We start from the raw sequence: 17,638 nt of genomic DNA, 5'->3' as shown, positions 1-17,638 counted from the left end.
ACACCTGGGACCGTTCACCGTGGCCTACGAGTTGCAGGGAAGGCCCCAGATCGGCCTTCCCGCGCATCCCACCGCCGGCCGCGACTTCCGTACCCGGATCACGAGCGTGCTCGCCAAGCTCATGGCGGACTGCCGGATCGGTCACCTCCTGGTGGCCGGTCCCGAACAGGTACTGCTCGAGGCCCTCGCCGACACGGCGCCGGCACCGCCGCCCGTGACGATCTGGCTCGACGCCGGATGTACGAACGAGGTCGCGTCCGGCGTCCGCGGCAACATCCCTCGCGGGCTCGACGCCAACGTGGTGATGGCGCCCGAGCTCCCGACGCCTCGCGGGTCCTGCCCGGCTCTCCTCACGCTTGGACTCCACGTGTCAGGCCTCAGCTACGTGGCGCCTGCCGTGCGCCCGCTCCTCAGCTACTTCGACAGTCGTGTACGCGGTGAGGTGGTGCTCATCGATCCCACCGACGGCGACCCGGCCGCCGTACCCGCCGGCTGGCCGGCCATCTGGACGCACAAGTACTTCACCCACGTGTACTCCTCTGCTCCGACGGATCTGGAGAGTGGAAGGCGAGCGTCATGACGGTGACCCTTCTGCCATCGGAACGGCAACCGCACCCGCAGAGCGCCTCGCCGCAGGGCGGACGGTTCTCGGCTCTTGTGGAGAACCCCTTCCTTCCGCTCGCCGTGGTCACGGTGGTCATCGCGGGGCTCTCGGCGGCTCACATCGGTCATGTGGCCGACGCGGCGCGGCGCTTCCCGTTCGAGATTCTGGCGATCTTCATCGCACTCGAGTTCTACACGGCGATGGTGATCGGCACCGGTGTGGCCAGCGCGCTCGCCGTACGCCTCGCCCGATGGGGGCGGGCGAGCCGTGGCATGACGCTCGTCACCAGCGTGATCGTGCTGATCGCGACGTGTGCGATGGGCAACAACCTCACCCACGTCGGGCTGGTTCTGCCCATCCTCCTGGTGCTCCTGCGCACCCTGAGCGTGGACCGTCGCTACCTCGTCGGATACTTCGCCTGCGTGATGACGGTCGTGAATCTGGCGGGTGCGAGCACGCCGGTCGGCGACTTCCCGGCACTGACGATCCTCGCGTCGGGCATCACCAGCTTCAACGCGTACCTGGCGCTCGCGTTCCCGCTGTTCGCGATCCTGACGGCCGGCACGCTCCTGGTCCTCTACCTGGCCCTGCTGCGGCCGAGGGCGGGAGCGGCCGGCGCGGACACCGATCTTCAGGACGCGGGGGTCGTCCTGCTGCAGGCGCGGTACCGGCACGCGCAGGTCGACAAGCGCTCGCTGCTCGCGCTCCTCGCCGTTCTCGCCGGCATGTTCGGCGGCTGGGTCTTCCTGCACTCCGTACCGCCGTGGGTCGTCGCGTGGGCGGGCGCGGCCCTCGGCTCGGTCGTCGCTCCCCGGGTGCGGTCGGCCGCACGCGTGGACGCCGCGGATCTGTATCCCGCGTTGAAGATCGGTGCGTTCCTGGCCGGCGCGACCTATCTGTCGACGACGGGGCTCCTCCAGTTCCTGGCGCGCCTGCTCCAGGACCATCTCCACACGCCGACGCTGATGATCGTGGCGCTCATGGCGGTCGTGGCGGTCATGACCGCCTTCCTGTCGGCCGGGCCGACGGCGGCCACGCTGCTGCCGCTCTGCCAGGCCCTGGTAGCGCCGGGCGCGGTGCTCGCGGGCAAGGGCAACCTGCTGGCCGTGGCCTTCGCCGGCGCGATCTGCGCCGGTTCCAGCGCCCTCCTGTGGTCCGCGACCGCCGGGCCGCTGATCGCTCGCAAGGTCCAGAGCGCCGGGCTGCGGGACGACAGCGGACGGCCGGTCGCGTTCACGGCACGCGCCTACCTGCCATGGGGCCTGCTCAACGCATCGATTCAATTCATAGTCGCCGTCATATATGTGCTCATTATGTATCGCATTTGAGGGGAGCATTTATATGCGCAAGAGTAGAGGATCACCGGAGATAAGCGCGGCTCGGCTCGCCTGGCGTGCGCTGTGCCAGCTGCACGTGAGGCAGCGCGTCTTCCTCGCGATGGCAGCGGTGGCGATGCTGGCCTCTGCGTTTCTCACCGCGATCGTGCCCGTCGTGCTGGGCCAGCTCGTGAACAAGGTCGTGGCACAACCGCACGTCATCCATCGGGCTCTCCTCACCGGACTGATCACCGTCGCCGCCGTGCTGCTGATAACACAGCTTCTGCAGGTCATCCGCAGACAGCTCGTCGAGTCGGTCTCGACGGCGTTTGAACGCGATACTCGCGAGCTGGCGTACGAGCACGTCCTTCACCAGGACCTCAGCTACGTTCAGCAGGGCAAGATCGGCGGTATCTACGGTCGGATCAACCGCGGCATCGAAGGTTCGACCAGGCTGTTGAAGCTGAGCTTCATGGACTTCCTGCCGACCGGGGCTCTGGCGCTCGCCGCCGTGGCGATCTCCTTCAGCCGCAATGTCAGCGTGGCGCTGGTCATGGCGTGCGTCATCCCGACCGGGCTGCTCCTGGTCCGATGGCAGATCCACAGCCAGGCCGGCATACGCGTCGCGGTCCGCAACCACAAAGAGGAGATCGACGGCCAGGTCGTCGAGCTGCTCCCCGCGCTGGAGACCGTGCGCGCCTACAACGCGCAGGACTACTTCAGCGCGCGCGTGGCCGTCTCGGCGGGCGAACTGCGGGGCGCCGAGATGCGGCACCACCGCGCGATGGCATGGTTCGACGCCGCGAAATACGCGAACGAGGCGTTGTGGTACGTCCTCGTCCTCAGCTTCGCGATCGGGCTCGTGACGGTCGGCCGGCTGGGGCCGGGCGAGGTGCTGGCCTACGCGCTGCTCTTCAACAACATCATCGCTCCGCTGCGCGACCTTCACCGCATGCTGGACGAGGCCGCCGAGAGCGGACAGCAGGCGCGCGACCTCGCCAACCTGCTCGATCGGCCCAAGGACGTCAGCTTCAGCGTGAGCAACCGCCGCGCGGTCGTGCGCGAAGCCGCCCGTGAGGCCGTACCGGTCGGAGCAGGGGTGAAGGGGCCCAACGCCGGTGCGTTCTGCGACGAGGTCGTGCAGGTGCGCGACGTGATGTTCTCCTACCCGGGGGGCGACGGCAGCCGAGTGCTCGACGGCGTCAGCCTCTCCGTCCGATCCGGTGAGCGCGTCGGGCTGGCCGGACCGTCCGGCTGCGGAAAGTCGACGTTACTGAAGATAATCGACCGGCTCCAGCACGGTTATGTCGGCGACATCGAGCTCTTCGGCGTGCCGCTGTCGAGTTACAGCCGGGCGGAACTGGCCAGACGCGTCGGCTACGTGAGCCAGCGTTACTTCCTCTACCGGGGCACGATCTACGACAACATCGTGTTCGGCCTCGAAGACGAGGTCATACCCTCGCAGGTCGAAGACGCCGCGCGCCGCGCCAACGTCCACGACGTGATCAAGAACCTGTCCGACGGCTACCAGACGCTCGTGCACGAGCGGGGCGACAGTCTCTCGGGCGGCCAGGCGCAGCGCATCTGCCTCGCCCGCGCGCTGCTGCGCCGGCCGGACCTGCTCCTCCTCGACGAGCCGACCTCGGCACTGGACAACGAGTCACAACGCGCGGTGCAACGGGCGATCGAGGAGCTCGAGGGGATCACGATCATCGAGGTCGCCCACCGGCTCGACACCCTGCGGAGCGCGGACCGGATCTGCGTACTCGAGGACGGCCGGCTCGCGGAGCAGGGAACCTATGACGAACTGGCGTCGTCCGACGGGGTCTTCGCCCGGCTCCTGCGGAGCTCTCACGACGAGGATCTCCGCGGCTGACGGGGCGTTCACCCAGCTACGATCACCAGGAGTTCTCCGATTCTCTTTTGAATTCCCACCACAAAAGTGAGTACTCCGCCCCCTGGACGGGGTAGATGACTCGCAATCGGTCTTTTCCGGAGACCGCGGTGCGGGTGAGTTTCACCGTCTCCTCCGGGATCTCCGTACCGGGGCCGACCAGGGCGACTCTGCATTCACGGATGGCGATGCCCAGGTCGGCTTCGCGGTCGGACACGACGGCGATGTCGTACTCCCGGCAGGGCAGACCGATGGTCTCCTGCCACATGTAGCATCCATCGAGCTCGGCGAACGCCCCCGTGTCGGATTCGGCCTCGACCTCGTACAGGAAGGCCACCAGGGGGCGGACCGGCATGTCGTCCTCGGCCTCGGGCCAGCAGCTCTCCGGAAGGGGCTGCCCCTGGATCAGCCAGATCGCGTGCTGGCCGTTTCCCTCCCAGTCCGATTCTTCGATCGACACGTCGACACTGCCGACCCACTCGGAGATCCTGTTCTTCAGACCGAGCCGGTTGAGGGCACTGGTGTCCTCGTCGAAGATCGCATCGAGCGTGCCGGTCATGGACTCCAGGCGCTCTGGCGTCGGCAGCACGTGCATGGATTTCAGCGTGATGACCGGCGGCTTTCTGAACATCGAGTTGCTGTCGACGTATCCGTACACGTGCGCGTGGCGTCCGTACAGGAACAGGATCAGGAACTTCTTGCGGATCGTGGCCGCTCCGCTCCGCCCGATCGACAGGTTCGTCGACAGTTTGTCCAGGGCGAAGCCGTACAGGTGGGCAGAGGTGTTGTAGTGCGCGGACCTGCTCGGCAGCAGCATCCTCTCGTGACGGAACGGCGTGATCCTGCGGGCGAGCCCGAACAGCTGGTCGGTGGGGCCGGGCAGGCCGAGGAGGGAGATCGCCCGGATCGCGGTCCACACGAACTTGCTGTATCCGAGGAAGGCCTCGGAGTTCGCGACCGCCAGCCTCTTGGGGGTGACCTGGGAGAACCAGAGCACGGTCAGCGTCACGAAGCACAGGCTGAACCAGAAGGTCACCGAGTGATTACGGGTTTCGCCGTAGAACGGGACATAGATCCAGTCGTAGGAGGTCGCCAGGCTGGCGAACGACACGATGAGCACGACGAAGACCTGCCGCTGGGCGAAGAAGAAACCCGAGCGCCGCTGTATCGCGCTCAGGAGTTCCCGCGTTCGCCGGTCACTGACCTGAGAGGCGTCCTTGTCGAGCAGGTCCGCGACCGCCAGCTCCATGCCCTCCGCGAAGGACAGGAGCACGAGGAGGGCGACCGTCGTCACGGCCAGCAGCAGGGGAGTCGAGTCGTGTTCGTCCAGGTGCCGCAGCAGCGTCGAGACCCAGATCGCGAGGAGCAGCACCCAGGCGATCCACAGGATGAGCGAACGCCCATAGGACAGGAACCTTGCCGCCGTCTCCCGTGACTTCATTCCTCGCCTCCGCCGAGTCTGAGGTTCGCGATCTCATCGGCCAGCCGTCTCACCTGGTCGGCCAGCTCTTCGAGCTGCCGGCTGATGTGTTCGAGCCCTTCGTAGGTCTTGAAGTGCGGTGGAGGTTGCTTGCGGGGTGGTCCGACGTGGACCTGTCCGGGGCGGGGGCCGGGATTTTCGGATTCACGTGGCGCTTTCCAGTGAGTCATCTGCGCTCCGAGAATGACAATCGACGAACCCGTCATGTGGCCGGCCGGCCTGGGGGAGATGCCCGGTCTGCGGTCGATCACTCGCCCTGCCTTGCCATACCTTCAATTTGACATCAATCGGCGCGAAAGCAAGCGAACGCGTGAAATAATCGAACGCAAGAGGTGTACATGTTATAACAAAAGGGGCATAGTGTGTCGCCGGGGGCTTTTTAGTGGCTATTAATCCCCTGACCTAAGTGGATATTATGAGCCGCCCCGAGCTCCGTCGCGGCTTCTCGCGGTGTGATCGCCGGGGTCGGTCGCGGCTCGTCCGGCCGTCGTGGTCCCGTGCGTGTCGTCGATCATCTTCCGCGGTCGCGGGCGTATCGCTCGAAGCGATCCGTCGGGTCGCGTTTGCCGTGGTGGCGAGATGACTAACTGTCGACAAGTGCATGACCAAATCAGTCAGGGCGGCATCACCGGCTAAATAAAACGGCGGGTTGAAAGTTGTCGGCAGGGCCTGTGGAGAGCGCGCCTTTTGTCGCTTTTCGGTGGCTGATTGCCTGGTCGATATCCGAGCTATGTGGCGGATCGGGGATCCGCGTGGCGTGCTATAAGACGACATAGCGTCCATGGCCGGTTTTCGCGGAGAAGGCGCCGTTCGGCGATCCGGCCGATCGGCGCGGCGGAGGTAATGCGCTTTCCGTGAGGTAGGGCATCCCGTTTCGAAGGATCTTCGCAGGTGAGAGACTTGGGCGGAGCCTGAGAATCATTGGAGGACATGCTGAGGATCGCCATCCATTGGACGGGTGTGGCGATCAGACGGAGAGAAACGGACGTTCATCGCCGGAGAGCTCTGTGGTCACGGCGTAAGTCGAACGGGTGCTCGGCTCGAACTCATTAAGAGCTCCGTTGAGCGTCGTGACTGAAAATCGTGCAGACGTCTCATTCAATACGCCCAGAGTGCGTACGAGCCTGCCCGCATCAAATGCGATCGCCTCAAGACCGTGGTTTTGAGTCGCTCGGGCGACAGGTGCATTCATCAGACCCAGAGACTGATCGTGAGGTCGACATGAACACCGCGATTTCCATCGTGCTCCTGATAGCGGTCTTAGGCTTCGTCGTGGCCCGTCCCGGAGGTCTTCCGGAGGCCACCGCCGCAGCGCCGGCGGCGGTCCTGGTCGTGACGTTCGGGCTGGTGCCGACGCATGCGGCCTGGCGGGAGATGGGTGCGCTCGGGCCGACGGTGGGGTTTCTCGCGGCCGTACTCGTCCTCGCCCACCTGGCCGATCGCGAGGGCGTCTTCGCCTACGCCGGAGCCGTGGCGGCCCGTTGGAGCCGAGGCTCCCCGCAACGCCTGCTGGCCAGGGTCTTCGCGATAGCCGCGGCGGTGACGGCGACGCTCAGCCTCGACGCCACGGTCGTCCTGCTGACTCCCGTCATCTTCGCGACGGCCGCCACGGCGGGCGTCCGGCCGCGACCGTACGTCTATGCGTGCATCCACCTCGCGAACTCGGCGTCGCTGCTGCTGCCGGTCTCCAATCTGACGAACCTGCTGGCGTTCTCCGCCAGCGGTCTCAGCTTCGGCGACTACAGCCTGCTCATGATCGCCCCGTGGTTCGCGGTCGTCGGAGTCGAATATCTGATCTTCCGCTGGTATTTCGCGGCCGATCTCGATGCCCGGCAGCATTCGTCGACCCTGGTGCGCACGAAGGCACCGACGGTGGCGATCGTGGTGCTCGTCCTCACCCTGCTCGGCTTCGGCCTGCTGCAGCCCTTCGGCATCCATCCCTGCCTGGTCGCACTGGCCGGTGCCGGGGTGCTCACCGTCCGGCGGCTGCGCGGACTGCGGACCGGCGAGCGCCTGAGCGTGGTCAAGTCGATGGCCGTCGCGGCCAATCCCGCCTTCCTGCTGTTCGTGATCGCACTCGGCCTGGTCGTGCTCGCCGTACGGCGGAGCAGCGCGGGCGAACTGGTCGCCCGGATCGTGCCGCACCACGGGAGCTTCCTCGGACTGCTGACCGTCACGATCATCGCCGCGATCCTCGCCAACATGCTGAACAACCTGCCGACGACGCTCGTCCTCGTGCCGCTGGTCTCGAACTCACCGACTCTGGTGCTGGCCGTTCTGCTCGGCGTCAACATCGGTCCCAACCTGACCTATGTCGGCTCCCTCGCCACGCTTCTGTGGCGCCAGCTCCTCCGCTCGCACGACCACCCGCCCGACGTACGGGACTTCCTGCGGCTCGGAGTGCTGACCGTGCCGGCCTGTCTGATCGTCGGGGTGCTGACGCTTTGGCTCAGTCTGCACCTCCTGGGCAAGCATTGAGGTGGCGGCGATGGTAGGCGTGCGGTGAGCGGGGGGCTGTGGCGGCGGGCCCTGGCCGAGTTCGTCGGTACGGGGCTGCTGGTCACGGTGGTCATCGGCTCGGGGATCATGGCCGCACGGCTGTCGTCCGACCCGGGTCTGGCACAGCTGGAGAACGCCTCAGCGAGCGCGGCCGGGCTGACCGCGCTCATCCTGTTCCTCGGGCCGGTGTCCGGTGCCCACTTCAACCCGGTCGTCTCCCTCATCGACTGGGCGCTGGACCGTAAGACCCGCGGTGGCCTGTCCGGCCTGGACCTGCTGGTTTACCTGCCGGTCCAGATCGCCGGTGGGATCGGTGGCGCGATCCTGGCCAACGTGATGTTCGCGCTCCGGCCGGTCAGCGCCTCGTCGAAGGACCGTTTCAGCGGACACCTGTGGTTGGGAGAGGTGGTCGCCACCGCGGGCCTGGTGGCCCTGATCTTCGCCTTGGCCCGCTCAGGCCGTACGAACCTCGCCCCCGCGGCGGTCGGCGTCTACATCGGCGCGGCCGGCTGGTTCACGTCGTCGACCTCGTTCGCCAACCCCGCCGTCACCATCGCCCGGGCCCTCAGTGACACGTCGACCGGCATCGCTCCGGGTTCGGTGGGACCGTTCGTCCTCGCCCAGCTCGTCGGCGCCCTCATCGGTGGCGTGCTCGCCGTCCTGCTCTATCCGAAGGCGGTCGGCGACACGGGCGTCCTCGTTCCGCACGGCGATTCCGAGGCCGACGATCCGGCCCGGGGCGTCTCCGCCTAAGCCCGTTCGCGAGCCGTCCATCCCCATCGGCGGACGCGGAGAACGAGACATCGAGTAGGGCGCCGGAGTCGGTCTCCGGCGCCCGAACATCAGCTGGTCAGGTGTAGGTGCTCCTCAGTCTGCGCCGGTCGTTCGCCGGCGCGGGGCGTCGTCATGACGTCGGAGTACCGTCGCTGAAACTCTCGTCGTTGCCCCGGCTGCCTGCGCCGGTGGCACCCTGGTAGTCACGCGGGGCGTTCTGCCGATCGTTGGCGCGTGAGCCGCCGTCGTCTCTGGAGGCCGCGCCCCGGTCGTAAGCGTCACCCCGGCTCGTCGAACGGTCAGAGGTTCCCTCCCTGGCCCCGACGCTCCGGCCACTGCCGGCTCCGTAGCTCTGGTCACCGCGGGCGTTACGGCTCCGGCCACCGCGGGCGTCGCCGCTCCCGCCACCGCGGGCGTCGCCGCTCCCGCCACCGCGGGCGTCACGGCTCCGGGCACTTCCGCCGCCGCCACCTCCGCCGCCACCGCCTGGGTCACCCGGGTCGCGCCGTCCTGAGATCCGGTCGCCGTCGAAGCGTCCGCGCTCCGGGCGCGCTATCGCGATCGCACGGTTGTTGTTCTTGTTGTAGATGTAGATCCGGATGAAGATGCGGGGACGGTTGTGGTTTCCGTTCCAGTTCCGGTTGTGTGAGCGGTGGTGAAAACGAAAATGATGACGATGGTGATGCGAACCGCGCACGAGATCGACTTGAGCATTCGCGGGCGAGTTTGCGAGCAGGGCGCCGGCGGCTGTGGCGATCACCAGGCCGATATAGGCGCTTGTCTTGTTCAGCACGTCGGTTCTCCTTATTGCTCGATCCGCCCTTGAGCTCGTGAATCAGCACCTTGATGAAGGCGCCCTTTCGATAGGCTCCGGGAAGGGCGCCGGAGTTGTTACCCCGGCGCCCATTCCACGTGGGCGGTTTAGCGACTCAGCGGCGCATGGCCGCCCTTTTTGGCGTGAGTCACTGACGAGGCTGTGTGACAGCTACGTCGGTCGTTCCGCCGTCAGATCTCGATTACTTGCCCTTCTCCTGCTGGCGCTCAATGATGAGCGGGCGCCGGTCTTCTTCGTCGTTGCGCGCGACCGCGATGTTGTTGTTGCGGTTGTGGAGGCGGAGCCGGATGTGGTTGAGGTTGTCGGACTCGTTGCCGTTCCAGTTCCGGTTCCGGGCGTGGTGGAAGAAGCTGGAGTGCGAGCTGGCGCAGCAGCCGCCACCGCCCCACGCGGGCATCGACGCGAACGCAGGCACGCTGGTGGCGACGGCACCGCCGGCTGCGGCGATCAGCAACCCGGTGACGATGCTTTCCTTCTTAAGCACCTTAAGGTCTCCTTCTTGATCGGAATGGCGCGATAGCCTCATGAGCCGGCGCTCCTATTGTTCCGATGAGCGCCGCATTTTCTAATATTCCCAGGCGTCTTCGCGGCAACATGATCGTCGGGTAAGATGACAACAAAGAGCGATAGGGAATAAATTGAAGGGCGCCGGAGTGAGCCTCCGGCGCCCTGTATGTGATGACCCATCGATTTAGATATGCCGCGCCGAGCTGCCGGTGCGGTCAAATCGTGATGCCTCTGGTGGGCACCGGCCACGACGATCAGACTGGCCGGCGGTGACCTGGTGACCGGGCATCAACGGAATCGTACATGCGGCCGTCGTCCGGTCGCTTTCCTACGGGTTTTCGAGAACCGGTTACTTGCCCTTCTCCTGCTGCTGCTCCACGATAATCGGACGCTGGTCCTCTTGCCGAGTGCGCGCGACCGCGACATTGTTGTTCCGGTTGCGAAGGTGGAGCCGGACGTGGTTGAAGCCCTCGTTCTCGCTTCCGTTCCAGCTTCTGTTCCGGTTGCCGTGACCGAATGAGGAGCAGGAGGAGCCGCAGCCGCCCGTGAGGACCTGCGCGAACGAAGGCACGCTTGTCATCACGACGCCGGCCGCCGTGGCGACCAACAGACCGCTGGCCAGGGTTGTCTTGCTGAGCATGTCGTATCTCCTTGTTATCGGAATGGCGTGATGGCTTCTTGGCGAACCAGCGCTCCGGCGTATTGGAGAGCTTTATCCGCCATCACGTTGACTGGGTACGCAGCAATAGGCTGCTGTGTACGAGGTGATAAAGATCGAGAATCGGTTAGATGTTGAACGGCTGACCGGAGGGCTTCGGCTTTCCTAGGCGCTGGATCGCCGCGTCAACGGCCCTTGCCGTGTCCGGCGCTCTTGCCGTGCCCGTGGTCGTTATTGCGTCCGGCGTCGTCGTTGCGTCCGCGGTCGTTATTGCGTCCGGCGTCGTCGTTGCGTCCGCGGTCGTTATTGCGTCCGCGGTCGTCGTTGCGTCCGGCGTCGTCGTTGCGCCCGGCGTCGTCGTTGCGTCCAGCGTCGTCATCGCGTCCGCGGTCGTCATTGCGCCCGCGGTCTTCGCCGCGTCCGCGGTCGTCATTGCGCCCGCGGTCTTCGCCGCGGCCGCGGTTGTCGCCGGATGCGTCGCCGGTACTGTATTCGGGCGCTCCGATGTTGCCATTGCTGGGTGCTCCGACGCTGCCGTTGCCGCCACCGCCGTTAGCGCCGCCACCGCCGCCGTTACCGCCACCGCCGCCGTTACCGCCACGGGCACCGCCGCCGCCACCGCCACCGCCGCCCCCACCACCAGGCGGGTCGCCCATGCCGGACCGACCAAGCAGATCGCTGAGCTGATCCCGGCGGGGCCCGGTCGTGGTCGCGACGGCGATGTTGTTGTTCCGGTTGTTGATGTGGAGCCGGATTCGATTGAAGCTCTCGTTCTCGCTCCCGTTCCAGTTCCGGTTGCGGTGGTGATGGAAGATGTGACTGCGGGAGTGAGCGCCGCAGCAGCCACCACCCCACATCGGAGCCTGGGCGAGCGCCGGGAGGCTGCTGCCGATGATGGCCCCGGCCGCGGTGACGGTAAGAAAACCGCCGGCCGTGAGCGTCTTCTTGAGCATGGTCGATATCCTTCTTTCTCGGAATGGTGCGATGGCTTTCGCGGGCCGACACTCTTGTTTGGCGCGAGGAGTGCCGCTTCTTCTTTCGTTCCCTCCTGCTCCGGTGATAGTGCGGTCACGCTTGATGCGTGGTAAATAATGTGCGAACCGCCAAAGCCGAAGAGAGCGTGGGAAAGTGGCGCCCGTGCCCGAATTCCGAGGCGGGCGAGTTAACCGGCCGGGGCGGCCCGCGAATGCACGGACTGCTACCCCGAGATATCCGACTTGTCCCTAGTGGTGCTGATCTCAGCCGCCGTTCATCGTGGGATTGATGATTTCAGCGCCATCGTTACGGCGGTTGTTGCCGCGCGTCCGGGCGACGGCGACGTTGTTGTTGCGGTTGTGGAGGCGAAGCCTGATGTGGTTGAGATTCTCGTTCTCGCTCCCATTCCAGTTCCTGTTGTGGTTCATCACCAGGTGAGTCTGGGAGTGCCCGGCGAGCGCCGGTGCGGCGAACGCGGGTGCGCAGGTGACAAGGACGCCGGCGGTTGCGGTGATCAGCAGGCCGGCAGCTGCGGCCGTCTTCTTCAGCACGTTCGATCTCCTTCTATGTCGGAACGGTGCGATGAATCTCGCGAATAGCCGCTCTCGGATCTTTCCGGGAGTGCCGCGCTTTCTAACATTCCCCGGTGATTTCTGGGCAAGATAATCGACGGGTAAGATGATGTTTATAAAGAGCTTACGTAGCGCTAAGTGCGAGGGCGCCGGAGTATTTACTCCGGCGCCCGATATACGCGGATTCTATGGGTTGAGCGAGATTTGCAGGAGTTTATGAAATGAAGTCGGCGTCCGGGCGGCGAGTGCGGCGGAGCGCGTGATTCTCCTGGCTCGCCGAGCTTTGCTCAGCCGGTAGGCGCGCCGTCGCGTCCCCGGCCGACACCTGCGCCGCCCGCGCTGGTGGCGCCCGGGCCCGTGCTGCCCGCACCCGCGGCTACGCCGGCGGTGCCGGGGCGTGTGCCGTCCGCGCCTGCGGTCCCACCGCTGAGGCGCGTCGCGGTCGCCCTTGGGCCCCATCGCCCGGGTGACACGGGGTCGCGCCCGTGCCCACGGTCGCACTGCCCGGGTGGCCCGCGGCCACGCCTGCGGTCCCGCTGTCCGCGCGGCCCGCGGTCGTGTCCGCGTTCCGCGCCGGGGCGCCTGTGCCGGCTCTCGGGCGGTCTCCCGCGATCGGGGCCGTGTCCCCGGCGGGCATTCCGGGCCGGACTTCTCGACGGCAGGGCCGGGCGATCACGGTCCGAGCCCGGTTGCCGTTGCTGTTGTATTCGTGGGTTCGGATGAGGATCCGGGGGCGGTGCCGGTCGCGGTTCGGGTTCCGGTCCCGGCCGTGTGAGCGATGACTGTGACGATCGTGGTCGTACCGGCCCTGGAGAAGATTCGTCAGGGCGTACACCGGTGCGCTCGTGAGCGGAGCGCCGGCGGCTGCGGCGACGGCCGGCGGGAGAGAGGCCTTTGTCCTTGTGAGCACGTCCGCCCCCTTACCGCCGAGATCGGCTGTCCGGTCGCTCGCGGTGGCGAGCGAAGGGCGCCGGAGTCGTCACCCCGGCGCCCGATGTTCGCGGGCGACTTGGCGACTCAGTGGCCGGTCGGCCACTTCATGCGAAGAGTCGCGACGCGGCTGGAGTGACAGCGGCGTCCGTCGTCCCTGTGTCAGCCGTCGAGGCCCCCGAGGCCGAGCCCGCCGCCGAGGCCCAGGCCAAGACCGTCATCGCGGCGGCCATCGCGGCCGTTCGTGGCGACGGCGACGTTGTTGTTCCGGTTGTGGATACGGAGCCGGATGTGGTTCAGGTTCGAGTTCTCGTTGCCGTTCCAGTTGCGGTTGTGATGCCGAGAGAAGTGACGGAAGGAGCTGTGTGCGCCACAGCAGCCACCGCCGCCCCATGTTGGAACCTGAGCAGACGCGGGCGAGCTAGTAAGCAGAGCGCCGGCGGTGGTGGTGAGAAGCAGACCACCGATGGCGCACGTCTTCTTCAGCACGTCGGTCTCCTTTTTTGGTCGGAATGGCACAATGGCCCTCACGAACCGGCACTCCCTGAATGTCCAGGAACGGTGCCGTGCTTTATAGCATTCCCCGCCCCTTTCTCGGCAAGATAATCACAAGGTAAGATGACAACAAAGGGCAGCGAATTGCTGAAATGAGAGATCTAGCCGCTTATCGTACGAGCTAGCGCACAATGTCCGAAAATGAGCGTTATGGGAATCGCCGAGAGAAGGGGACTCCCGGGCGGTCAGGATTCGTGAGCGGGCTCCCCGGGAGGCGGGGCGATGGCGGGTTCGACCGGCCGGGCGCGACGCCGCAGCACGACGGCGGCGACGCCGAGGGCCGCACAGGCGATCGCGGTCGCGACGACGCCACCCCGCGGCGACCAGCCCGCGGTCACCAGCATCACCTCGGCGATCGCCCCCGCCAGCGCCAGGGACGCCGTGCCCGCCACGATCGCGCGGGCGAGGAGGTCCAGGCCGCTCAGGAGCAGCGCCACGCACAACGCCGGCGTGAACAGGACGAAGACCAGCGTCAGCGGGCCGGTCACCGGCGACCGTACCCCGGCCAGCGTGAGGGCCGCGCCGGTCAGGCCGGCGACCGCGAGAGTGCCGAGCAGCAGCAGAGCGCGCATCACTACCCCAATATCAGGAATCGCTCGACGATGACGACGGCGAGGACGATGACCAGGAAGCTCGACCACACCGTCAGTGGCTGCAGGCGCCACGTCTCGCCGGGACGGATCCGGATCCGCAGCACCTCGCGGGCGACCAGGATGACGATCAGCAGCGGGAGAGCGCACAGGCCGATCGGGGTCCACGTCGTGTGCCGGACGCCGAAGTGCGGGGCCCTGGCCGGCGGCGCTGACGCTCCCGGCGGCGGCTGGCGCAGCGCGTACACCGCCGCGTCCTCGCTCACCGTCACCGGGCGCAGCTGCGGCGAGGAGGCCAGCGCGGCGCGCATCCGGTCGGCGTACGACAGCGGCAGGCCGTAGTTGAAGTGGTTGTACGCCTCGTTGCCGCGCGTCGTGATGAAGTAGCCGCCCGGCCGGTCCAGCAGCGCGTGCACGATGTCCGTCAGGTCGGACGGGTCGGCCGGTGCCTTCACGGCGGAGTAGTCGAAGTGCTCCATCTTCGTGGCGCCCCACGGCATCATCGGGAAGTATCCGGCGTCGTCCGTGGGGTCGGCCAGCCACACCACGTTGATCATGCCGCGCGGCGTCTCCTTCAGCATCGTGTTGAACGCGCGGACGTCGGCCGGGTGCACCTCCTCGAAGTTCTCGTTGCCGAAGCGAACGAACAGGAACCCGCCGGCGATGAGGAGCCCGCAGACGGTCGCGGTGAGCACGGCGAGCGTACGGCGCGGGGCGGTGAACGTCGTGGGGAAGAACAGGTACGCCGCCAGGACGCAGGCGCCCGGGATCACGAACAGGTACACGCGCAGGGCGATCTCGCCGCCGTAGTTCTGCAGGCCCGCCGCGAGGAACGGCACGGCCAGCAGGACCAGCGCCACCCGGTCGTCGATCCGCCGCAGCCGCCGCCGCAACAGGCCGAGCGCGGCGACGATCATGACGGTGGCGGCGATCAGGATCCGGCCGGTCTGGACGGTCGCGAGGCTCTCGCTGCCGTTGCTGACCCGGCCCGCGACGCCGCCGGTGAGGTTCGACAGCAGCGCGCCCATGCCGGAGAACAGGTCGCCGACGTGCCCGGCCCAGTACGCCGTGGCCATGAAGCTCACCCACGCGGCCGCCATGACGCCGAGCAGGATCGGCAGACCGCGCAGCGTGCTCCGCCGTACGAGCACGAGCGCGCCGCACACGAACAGGATCAGGAACGGGGTCAGCTGGTGGCTGGCGGTCGTGACGGCGAACACCGCGACCAGCACGAACAGCAGGACCGTACGCTCACCGACCGAGCTCGCGGCGGGAGGCCGCTCGCCGGGGGCGAAGGGACCGCGGACGAACGAGCGCAGTTTTCCGCCGCCCGCCGCCCACGCCGCCGGACGGGCCTGCGGCCGGAACCAGTTGAGCAGGATGCCGATGAACACCAGGTACAGCAGGTAGCCGAAGCCCTGCGGCGAGAAGTAGTCCTGGCCGACCCAGTCGGCCGCGGCGAACAGCCAGATGGCGAGCCACTGCGCGCGCCAGTTCGCCCGCATCACGCGCAGGATGAGGTACATCGGCGCGAGGTAGAGCAGCTGGCTGGCCACCGGCGCCCAGTGCAGGAGGGGTTCGATGTTGTGAATCCCGGCGGCGCGCGTGACGAAGGCGATCAGCGCGAAGAAGCCCGGCCAGCTGAACCGCGCGTCGAGTGCGTAGTCGGCGGCGCCGGTACGGCTGATGTACTCCACGAAGCCGTTGTGCTGCCAGGCCGTCTCCGGCCGGGCGTACGTCTCGAGGGCGGGCGCCAGGCCGTGCAGCGACACGATGATCGCGACGAGCTGGAGGAACAGCAGCACGCGGTACTGGCGGCGCAGCCAGAGTGTGAACATGAACGCCGCGACGAGCAGCCCGCCGCCGACGAACGTCGCGATCGGGAGTACGGACACCAGGCCGTACCCGTCCATGCGCAGCATGTTCACGTGGCGCAGCGGCACCCAGTAGAGGCCGAGGCCGGTCAGGAACAGCGCCCAGGCGATCAACGCCCCCCACGGCCGCCGGCCCGCGGGTTCGGCGGACTCCGGCACGTCGCCGGGCTCGCCGGGCTCGTCCCGCACGATGCTCACGGAGGCGCCCGACTGGGCGAGCGGCACGGGCTGGGCGAGCGTGTCGTCCTCGTCCTCCAGCAGGGCGACCGGCGCGGCCGGGATCGGCTTGACGGCGCGCAGCAGCGCAGGCAGCACGGCGACGGCGATCGCGACGGTGACGGCCAGCACGGCGTACCCGGGACCGGCGACGTCGTGCCGGTCGCTGAGCAGGAGCACGAGCGCCAGGACGCCCGCGAAGCGCACGGCCTGCAGCAGGGCGATGAGGCGGGTCCGGCGCTGCACCCGCAGCACCCCGATGAACAGCTCGATCAGCGCCTTCGGCAGTGCCGCGAGCGCGAGCAGGCGAAGCAGCGGCGCGCCCTGCTCGGCGTAGCCGGGACCGAACAGCGACAGGCCGGGCTCGGCGGCGAAGAAGATCACCGCGGTGATCGGCACGAGGATCAGCGCCATCCGCCGCATCGCCGAACGGGTGGCGACGGCCAGCCCGTCGGCGTCGAAGGCGCCCTCGACCGTCAGCGACATCGCCATGTTCACAGCGAGCACGTCGACCGTCGCGCCGAGCACCCAGGACATGTAGAAGTACGCGTTGTCGCTGGCCGAGAGCGTGGTCGCGACGACGACCGGCACGAGGTTGCACAGCGCGTAGTAGAAGAGCGTGCCGGTGTAGTCACCGGCGAGGTAGCGGCCGATCTGCCCGCCCGAGGGGATCGGCCGGTCGCCGCTCGTCTCCTCGACGTGCCGGGGGATGAGCCGACGCTGCACGAGCGCCTCGACCGGCAGCAGCACCGCCACCGCGGAGACCACCCACGACACCGTGATCCCGTCGCCCGGCAACGAGCTCGCCAGGGCCACCAGCAGCATGATCTTCAGGCACGCGAACAGGGTGTTCTTGCCCAGCACCCACGTCGCCCGCCGTAGCCCGGTGAGCAGGCCGTCCTGGGCGGTGAACAGGCTCCAGGACACGACCGCCAGTACGAAGAACAGCCCGTGGCGCGGCGTGGCCAGGCGCGAGAACGACGGGCCCCACCAGCGCAGCGTCAGCAGGAACCCCACGGCGAGGGTGGCCGCCGCCAGCACGCCGGCGAGGTAGGTGCGCAGCGCCAGGGCGCGGGTGCGCGGGCCCATCTCGGGGATGAACCGCATGAGGATGAAGTTCAGCGCGGTCAGCCCGCCGAGGAACATCATCGCCTGGTTCTGCGCGGACTGCCGCCCGACCTCGGCCGGGTCGTAGATCCGCGCGGCGAGGAGCCAGTAGCCGAGCCCCAGGACACCGGTCAGGCCGCCGTTGATCATGAGGGCGTACGCGTTGCGGAACAGCGGGTTGGACAGCTCACCCCGGAGCGCCATCATGCGCTTCAGTCTGGTGTCCTCCCGGGAACGCGCAAGGACCCGCGG

The 17,638-nt window shown here is 67.4% G+C and carries 15 protein-coding genes; 5 read left to right on the top strand and 10 right to left on the bottom strand.

The genetic code is table 11. The features are described 5' to 3' along the window. Positions 1-19 precede the first annotated feature (19 nt). The 3 genes from OG417_RS47305 to OG417_RS47295 are packed head-to-tail and all read left to right on the top strand — an operon-like array spanning position 20 to position 3,796. Positions 20-580 (top strand): hypothetical protein, encoded by a 561-nt coding sequence (locus OG417_RS47305; RefSeq protein WP_329244176.1) that lies wholly within the window; start codon positions 20-22, stop codon positions 578-580. Beyond that, complete coding sequence (locus tag OG417_RS47300) at positions 577-1,932, top strand: SLC13 family permease (protein WP_329244173.1); 1,356 nt, start codon at positions 577-579, stop codon at positions 1,930-1,932. Before OG417_RS47305 ends, OG417_RS47300 begins: the two co-directional genes overlap by 4 nt. A 13-nt stretch (positions 1,933-1,945) precedes the next feature. Beyond that, complete coding sequence (locus OG417_RS47295) at positions 1,946-3,796, top strand: ABC transporter ATP-binding protein (RefSeq protein ID WP_329244171.1); 1,851 nt, start codon at positions 1,946-1,948, stop codon at positions 3,794-3,796. 22 nt (positions 3,797-3,818) lie between these two features. On the opposite strand, the gene OG417_RS47290 is transcribed toward OG417_RS47295, so the two are convergent. Continuing rightward, entirely contained in the window at positions 3,819-5,255 is a 1,437-nt protein-coding gene (locus OG417_RS47290; RefSeq protein WP_329244169.1) for a hypothetical protein, read from the bottom strand. After that, positions 5,252-5,545: a hypothetical protein gene (locus tag OG417_RS47285; RefSeq protein ID WP_329244166.1), complete on the bottom strand. Its 294-nt coding sequence runs from the start codon at positions 5,543-5,545 to the stop codon at positions 5,252-5,254. Before OG417_RS47285 ends, OG417_RS47290 begins: the two co-directional genes overlap by 4 nt. Positions 5,546-6,515: 970 nt before the next feature. Here OG417_RS47285 and OG417_RS47280 point away from each other — a divergent pair. Both OG417_RS47280 and OG417_RS47275 read left to right on the top strand, forming a co-directional pair. Continuing rightward, positions 6,516-7,772, top strand: coding sequence for an SLC13 family permease (locus tag OG417_RS47280; RefSeq protein WP_329244163.1), 1,257 nt, complete (start codon positions 6,516-6,518; stop codon positions 7,770-7,772). A 24-nt stretch (positions 7,773-7,796) separates the two neighbouring features. Then, positions 7,797-8,546, top strand: coding sequence for an MIP/aquaporin family protein (locus tag OG417_RS47275; protein ID WP_329244160.1), 750 nt, complete (start codon positions 7,797-7,799; stop codon positions 8,544-8,546). A gap of 151 nt (positions 8,547-8,697) precedes the next feature. Here OG417_RS47275 and OG417_RS47270 read toward each other — a convergent pair whose 3' ends face one another. The 8 genes from OG417_RS47270 to OG417_RS47235 all read right to left on the bottom strand — a co-directional run bounded on the left by OG417_RS47270 (position 8,698) and on the right by OG417_RS47235 (position 17,593). Further along, positions 8,698-9,360 carry a hypothetical protein gene (locus OG417_RS47270; protein WP_329244157.1) on the bottom strand — a complete coding sequence of 221 codons (663 nt, stop codon included), beginning with the start codon at positions 9,358-9,360 and terminating at the stop codon, positions 8,698-8,700. A 223-nt stretch (positions 9,361-9,583) separates the two neighbouring features. Next, positions 9,584-9,886, bottom strand: coding sequence for a hypothetical protein (locus tag OG417_RS47265; RefSeq protein ID WP_329244153.1), 303 nt, complete (start codon positions 9,884-9,886; stop codon positions 9,584-9,586). Positions 9,887-10,258: 372 nt separating this feature from the next. Beyond that, on the bottom strand, positions 10,259-10,549 hold the full coding sequence (locus OG417_RS47260; protein WP_329244151.1) for a hypothetical protein: 291 nt from the start codon (positions 10,547-10,549) through the stop codon (positions 10,259-10,261). 203 nt (positions 10,550-10,752) lie between these two features. After that, positions 10,753-11,520: a hypothetical protein gene (locus tag OG417_RS47255; protein ID WP_329244149.1), complete on the bottom strand. Its 768-nt coding sequence runs from the start codon at positions 11,518-11,520 to the stop codon at positions 10,753-10,755. 285 nt (positions 11,521-11,805) lie between these two features. Beyond that, positions 11,806-12,093, bottom strand: a complete 288-nt coding sequence (locus tag OG417_RS47250) for a hypothetical protein (protein WP_329244146.1) — start codon at positions 12,091-12,093, stop codon at positions 11,806-11,808. A gap of 1,113 nt (positions 12,094-13,206) precedes the next feature. Beyond that, positions 13,207-13,533: a hypothetical protein gene (locus OG417_RS47245; RefSeq protein WP_329244143.1), complete on the bottom strand. Its 327-nt coding sequence runs from the start codon at positions 13,531-13,533 to the stop codon at positions 13,207-13,209. A 251-nt stretch (positions 13,534-13,784) separates the two neighbouring features. Continuing rightward, positions 13,785-14,171: a hypothetical protein gene (locus tag OG417_RS47240; RefSeq protein ID WP_329244140.1), complete on the bottom strand. Its 387-nt coding sequence runs from the start codon at positions 14,169-14,171 to the stop codon at positions 13,785-13,787. Positions 14,172-14,173: 2 nt separating this feature from the next. Next, complete coding sequence (locus OG417_RS47235; RefSeq protein WP_329244136.1) at positions 14,174-17,593, bottom strand: hypothetical protein; 3,420 nt, start codon at positions 17,591-17,593, stop codon at positions 14,174-14,176. Between the last annotated feature and the right edge of the window lie 45 nt (positions 17,594-17,638).

This window comes from Actinoallomurus sp. NBC_01490 (assembly GCF_036227085.1).
Taxonomy (GTDB): domain Bacteria; phylum Actinomycetota; class Actinomycetes; order Streptosporangiales; family Streptosporangiaceae; genus Actinoallomurus; species Actinoallomurus oryzae.
This window is presented reverse-complemented; position numbering and strand designations above follow the sequence as displayed.

Coding starts and splice junctions, on each gene's coding strand:
- OG417_RS47300 (WP_329244173.1), top strand. CDS start 577: ATGACGGTGACCCTTCTGCCATCGGAACGGCAACCGCACCCGCAGAGC.
- OG417_RS47295 (WP_329244171.1), top strand. CDS start 1,946: ATGCGCAAGAGTAGAGGATCACCGGAGATAAGCGCGGCTCGGCTCGCC.
- OG417_RS47290 (WP_329244169.1), bottom strand. CDS start 5,255: ATGAAGTCACGGGAGACGGCGGCAAGGTTCCTGTCCTATGGGCGTTCG.
- OG417_RS47280 (WP_329244163.1), top strand. CDS start 6,516: ATGAACACCGCGATTTCCATCGTGCTCCTGATAGCGGTCTTAGGCTTC.
- OG417_RS47260 (WP_329244151.1), bottom strand. CDS start 10,549: ATGCTCAGCAAGACAACCCTGGCCAGCGGTCTGTTGGTCGCCACGGCG.
- OG417_RS47255 (WP_329244149.1), bottom strand. CDS start 11,520: ATGCTCAAGAAGACGCTCACGGCCGGCGGTTTTCTTACCGTCACCGCG.
- OG417_RS47240 (WP_329244140.1), bottom strand. CDS start 14,171: ATGCGCGCTCTGCTGCTGCTCGGCACTCTCGCGGTCGCCGGCCTGACC.
- OG417_RS47235 (WP_329244136.1), bottom strand. CDS start 17,593: ATGATGGCGCTCCGGGGTGAGCTGTCCAACCCGCTGTTCCGCAACGCG.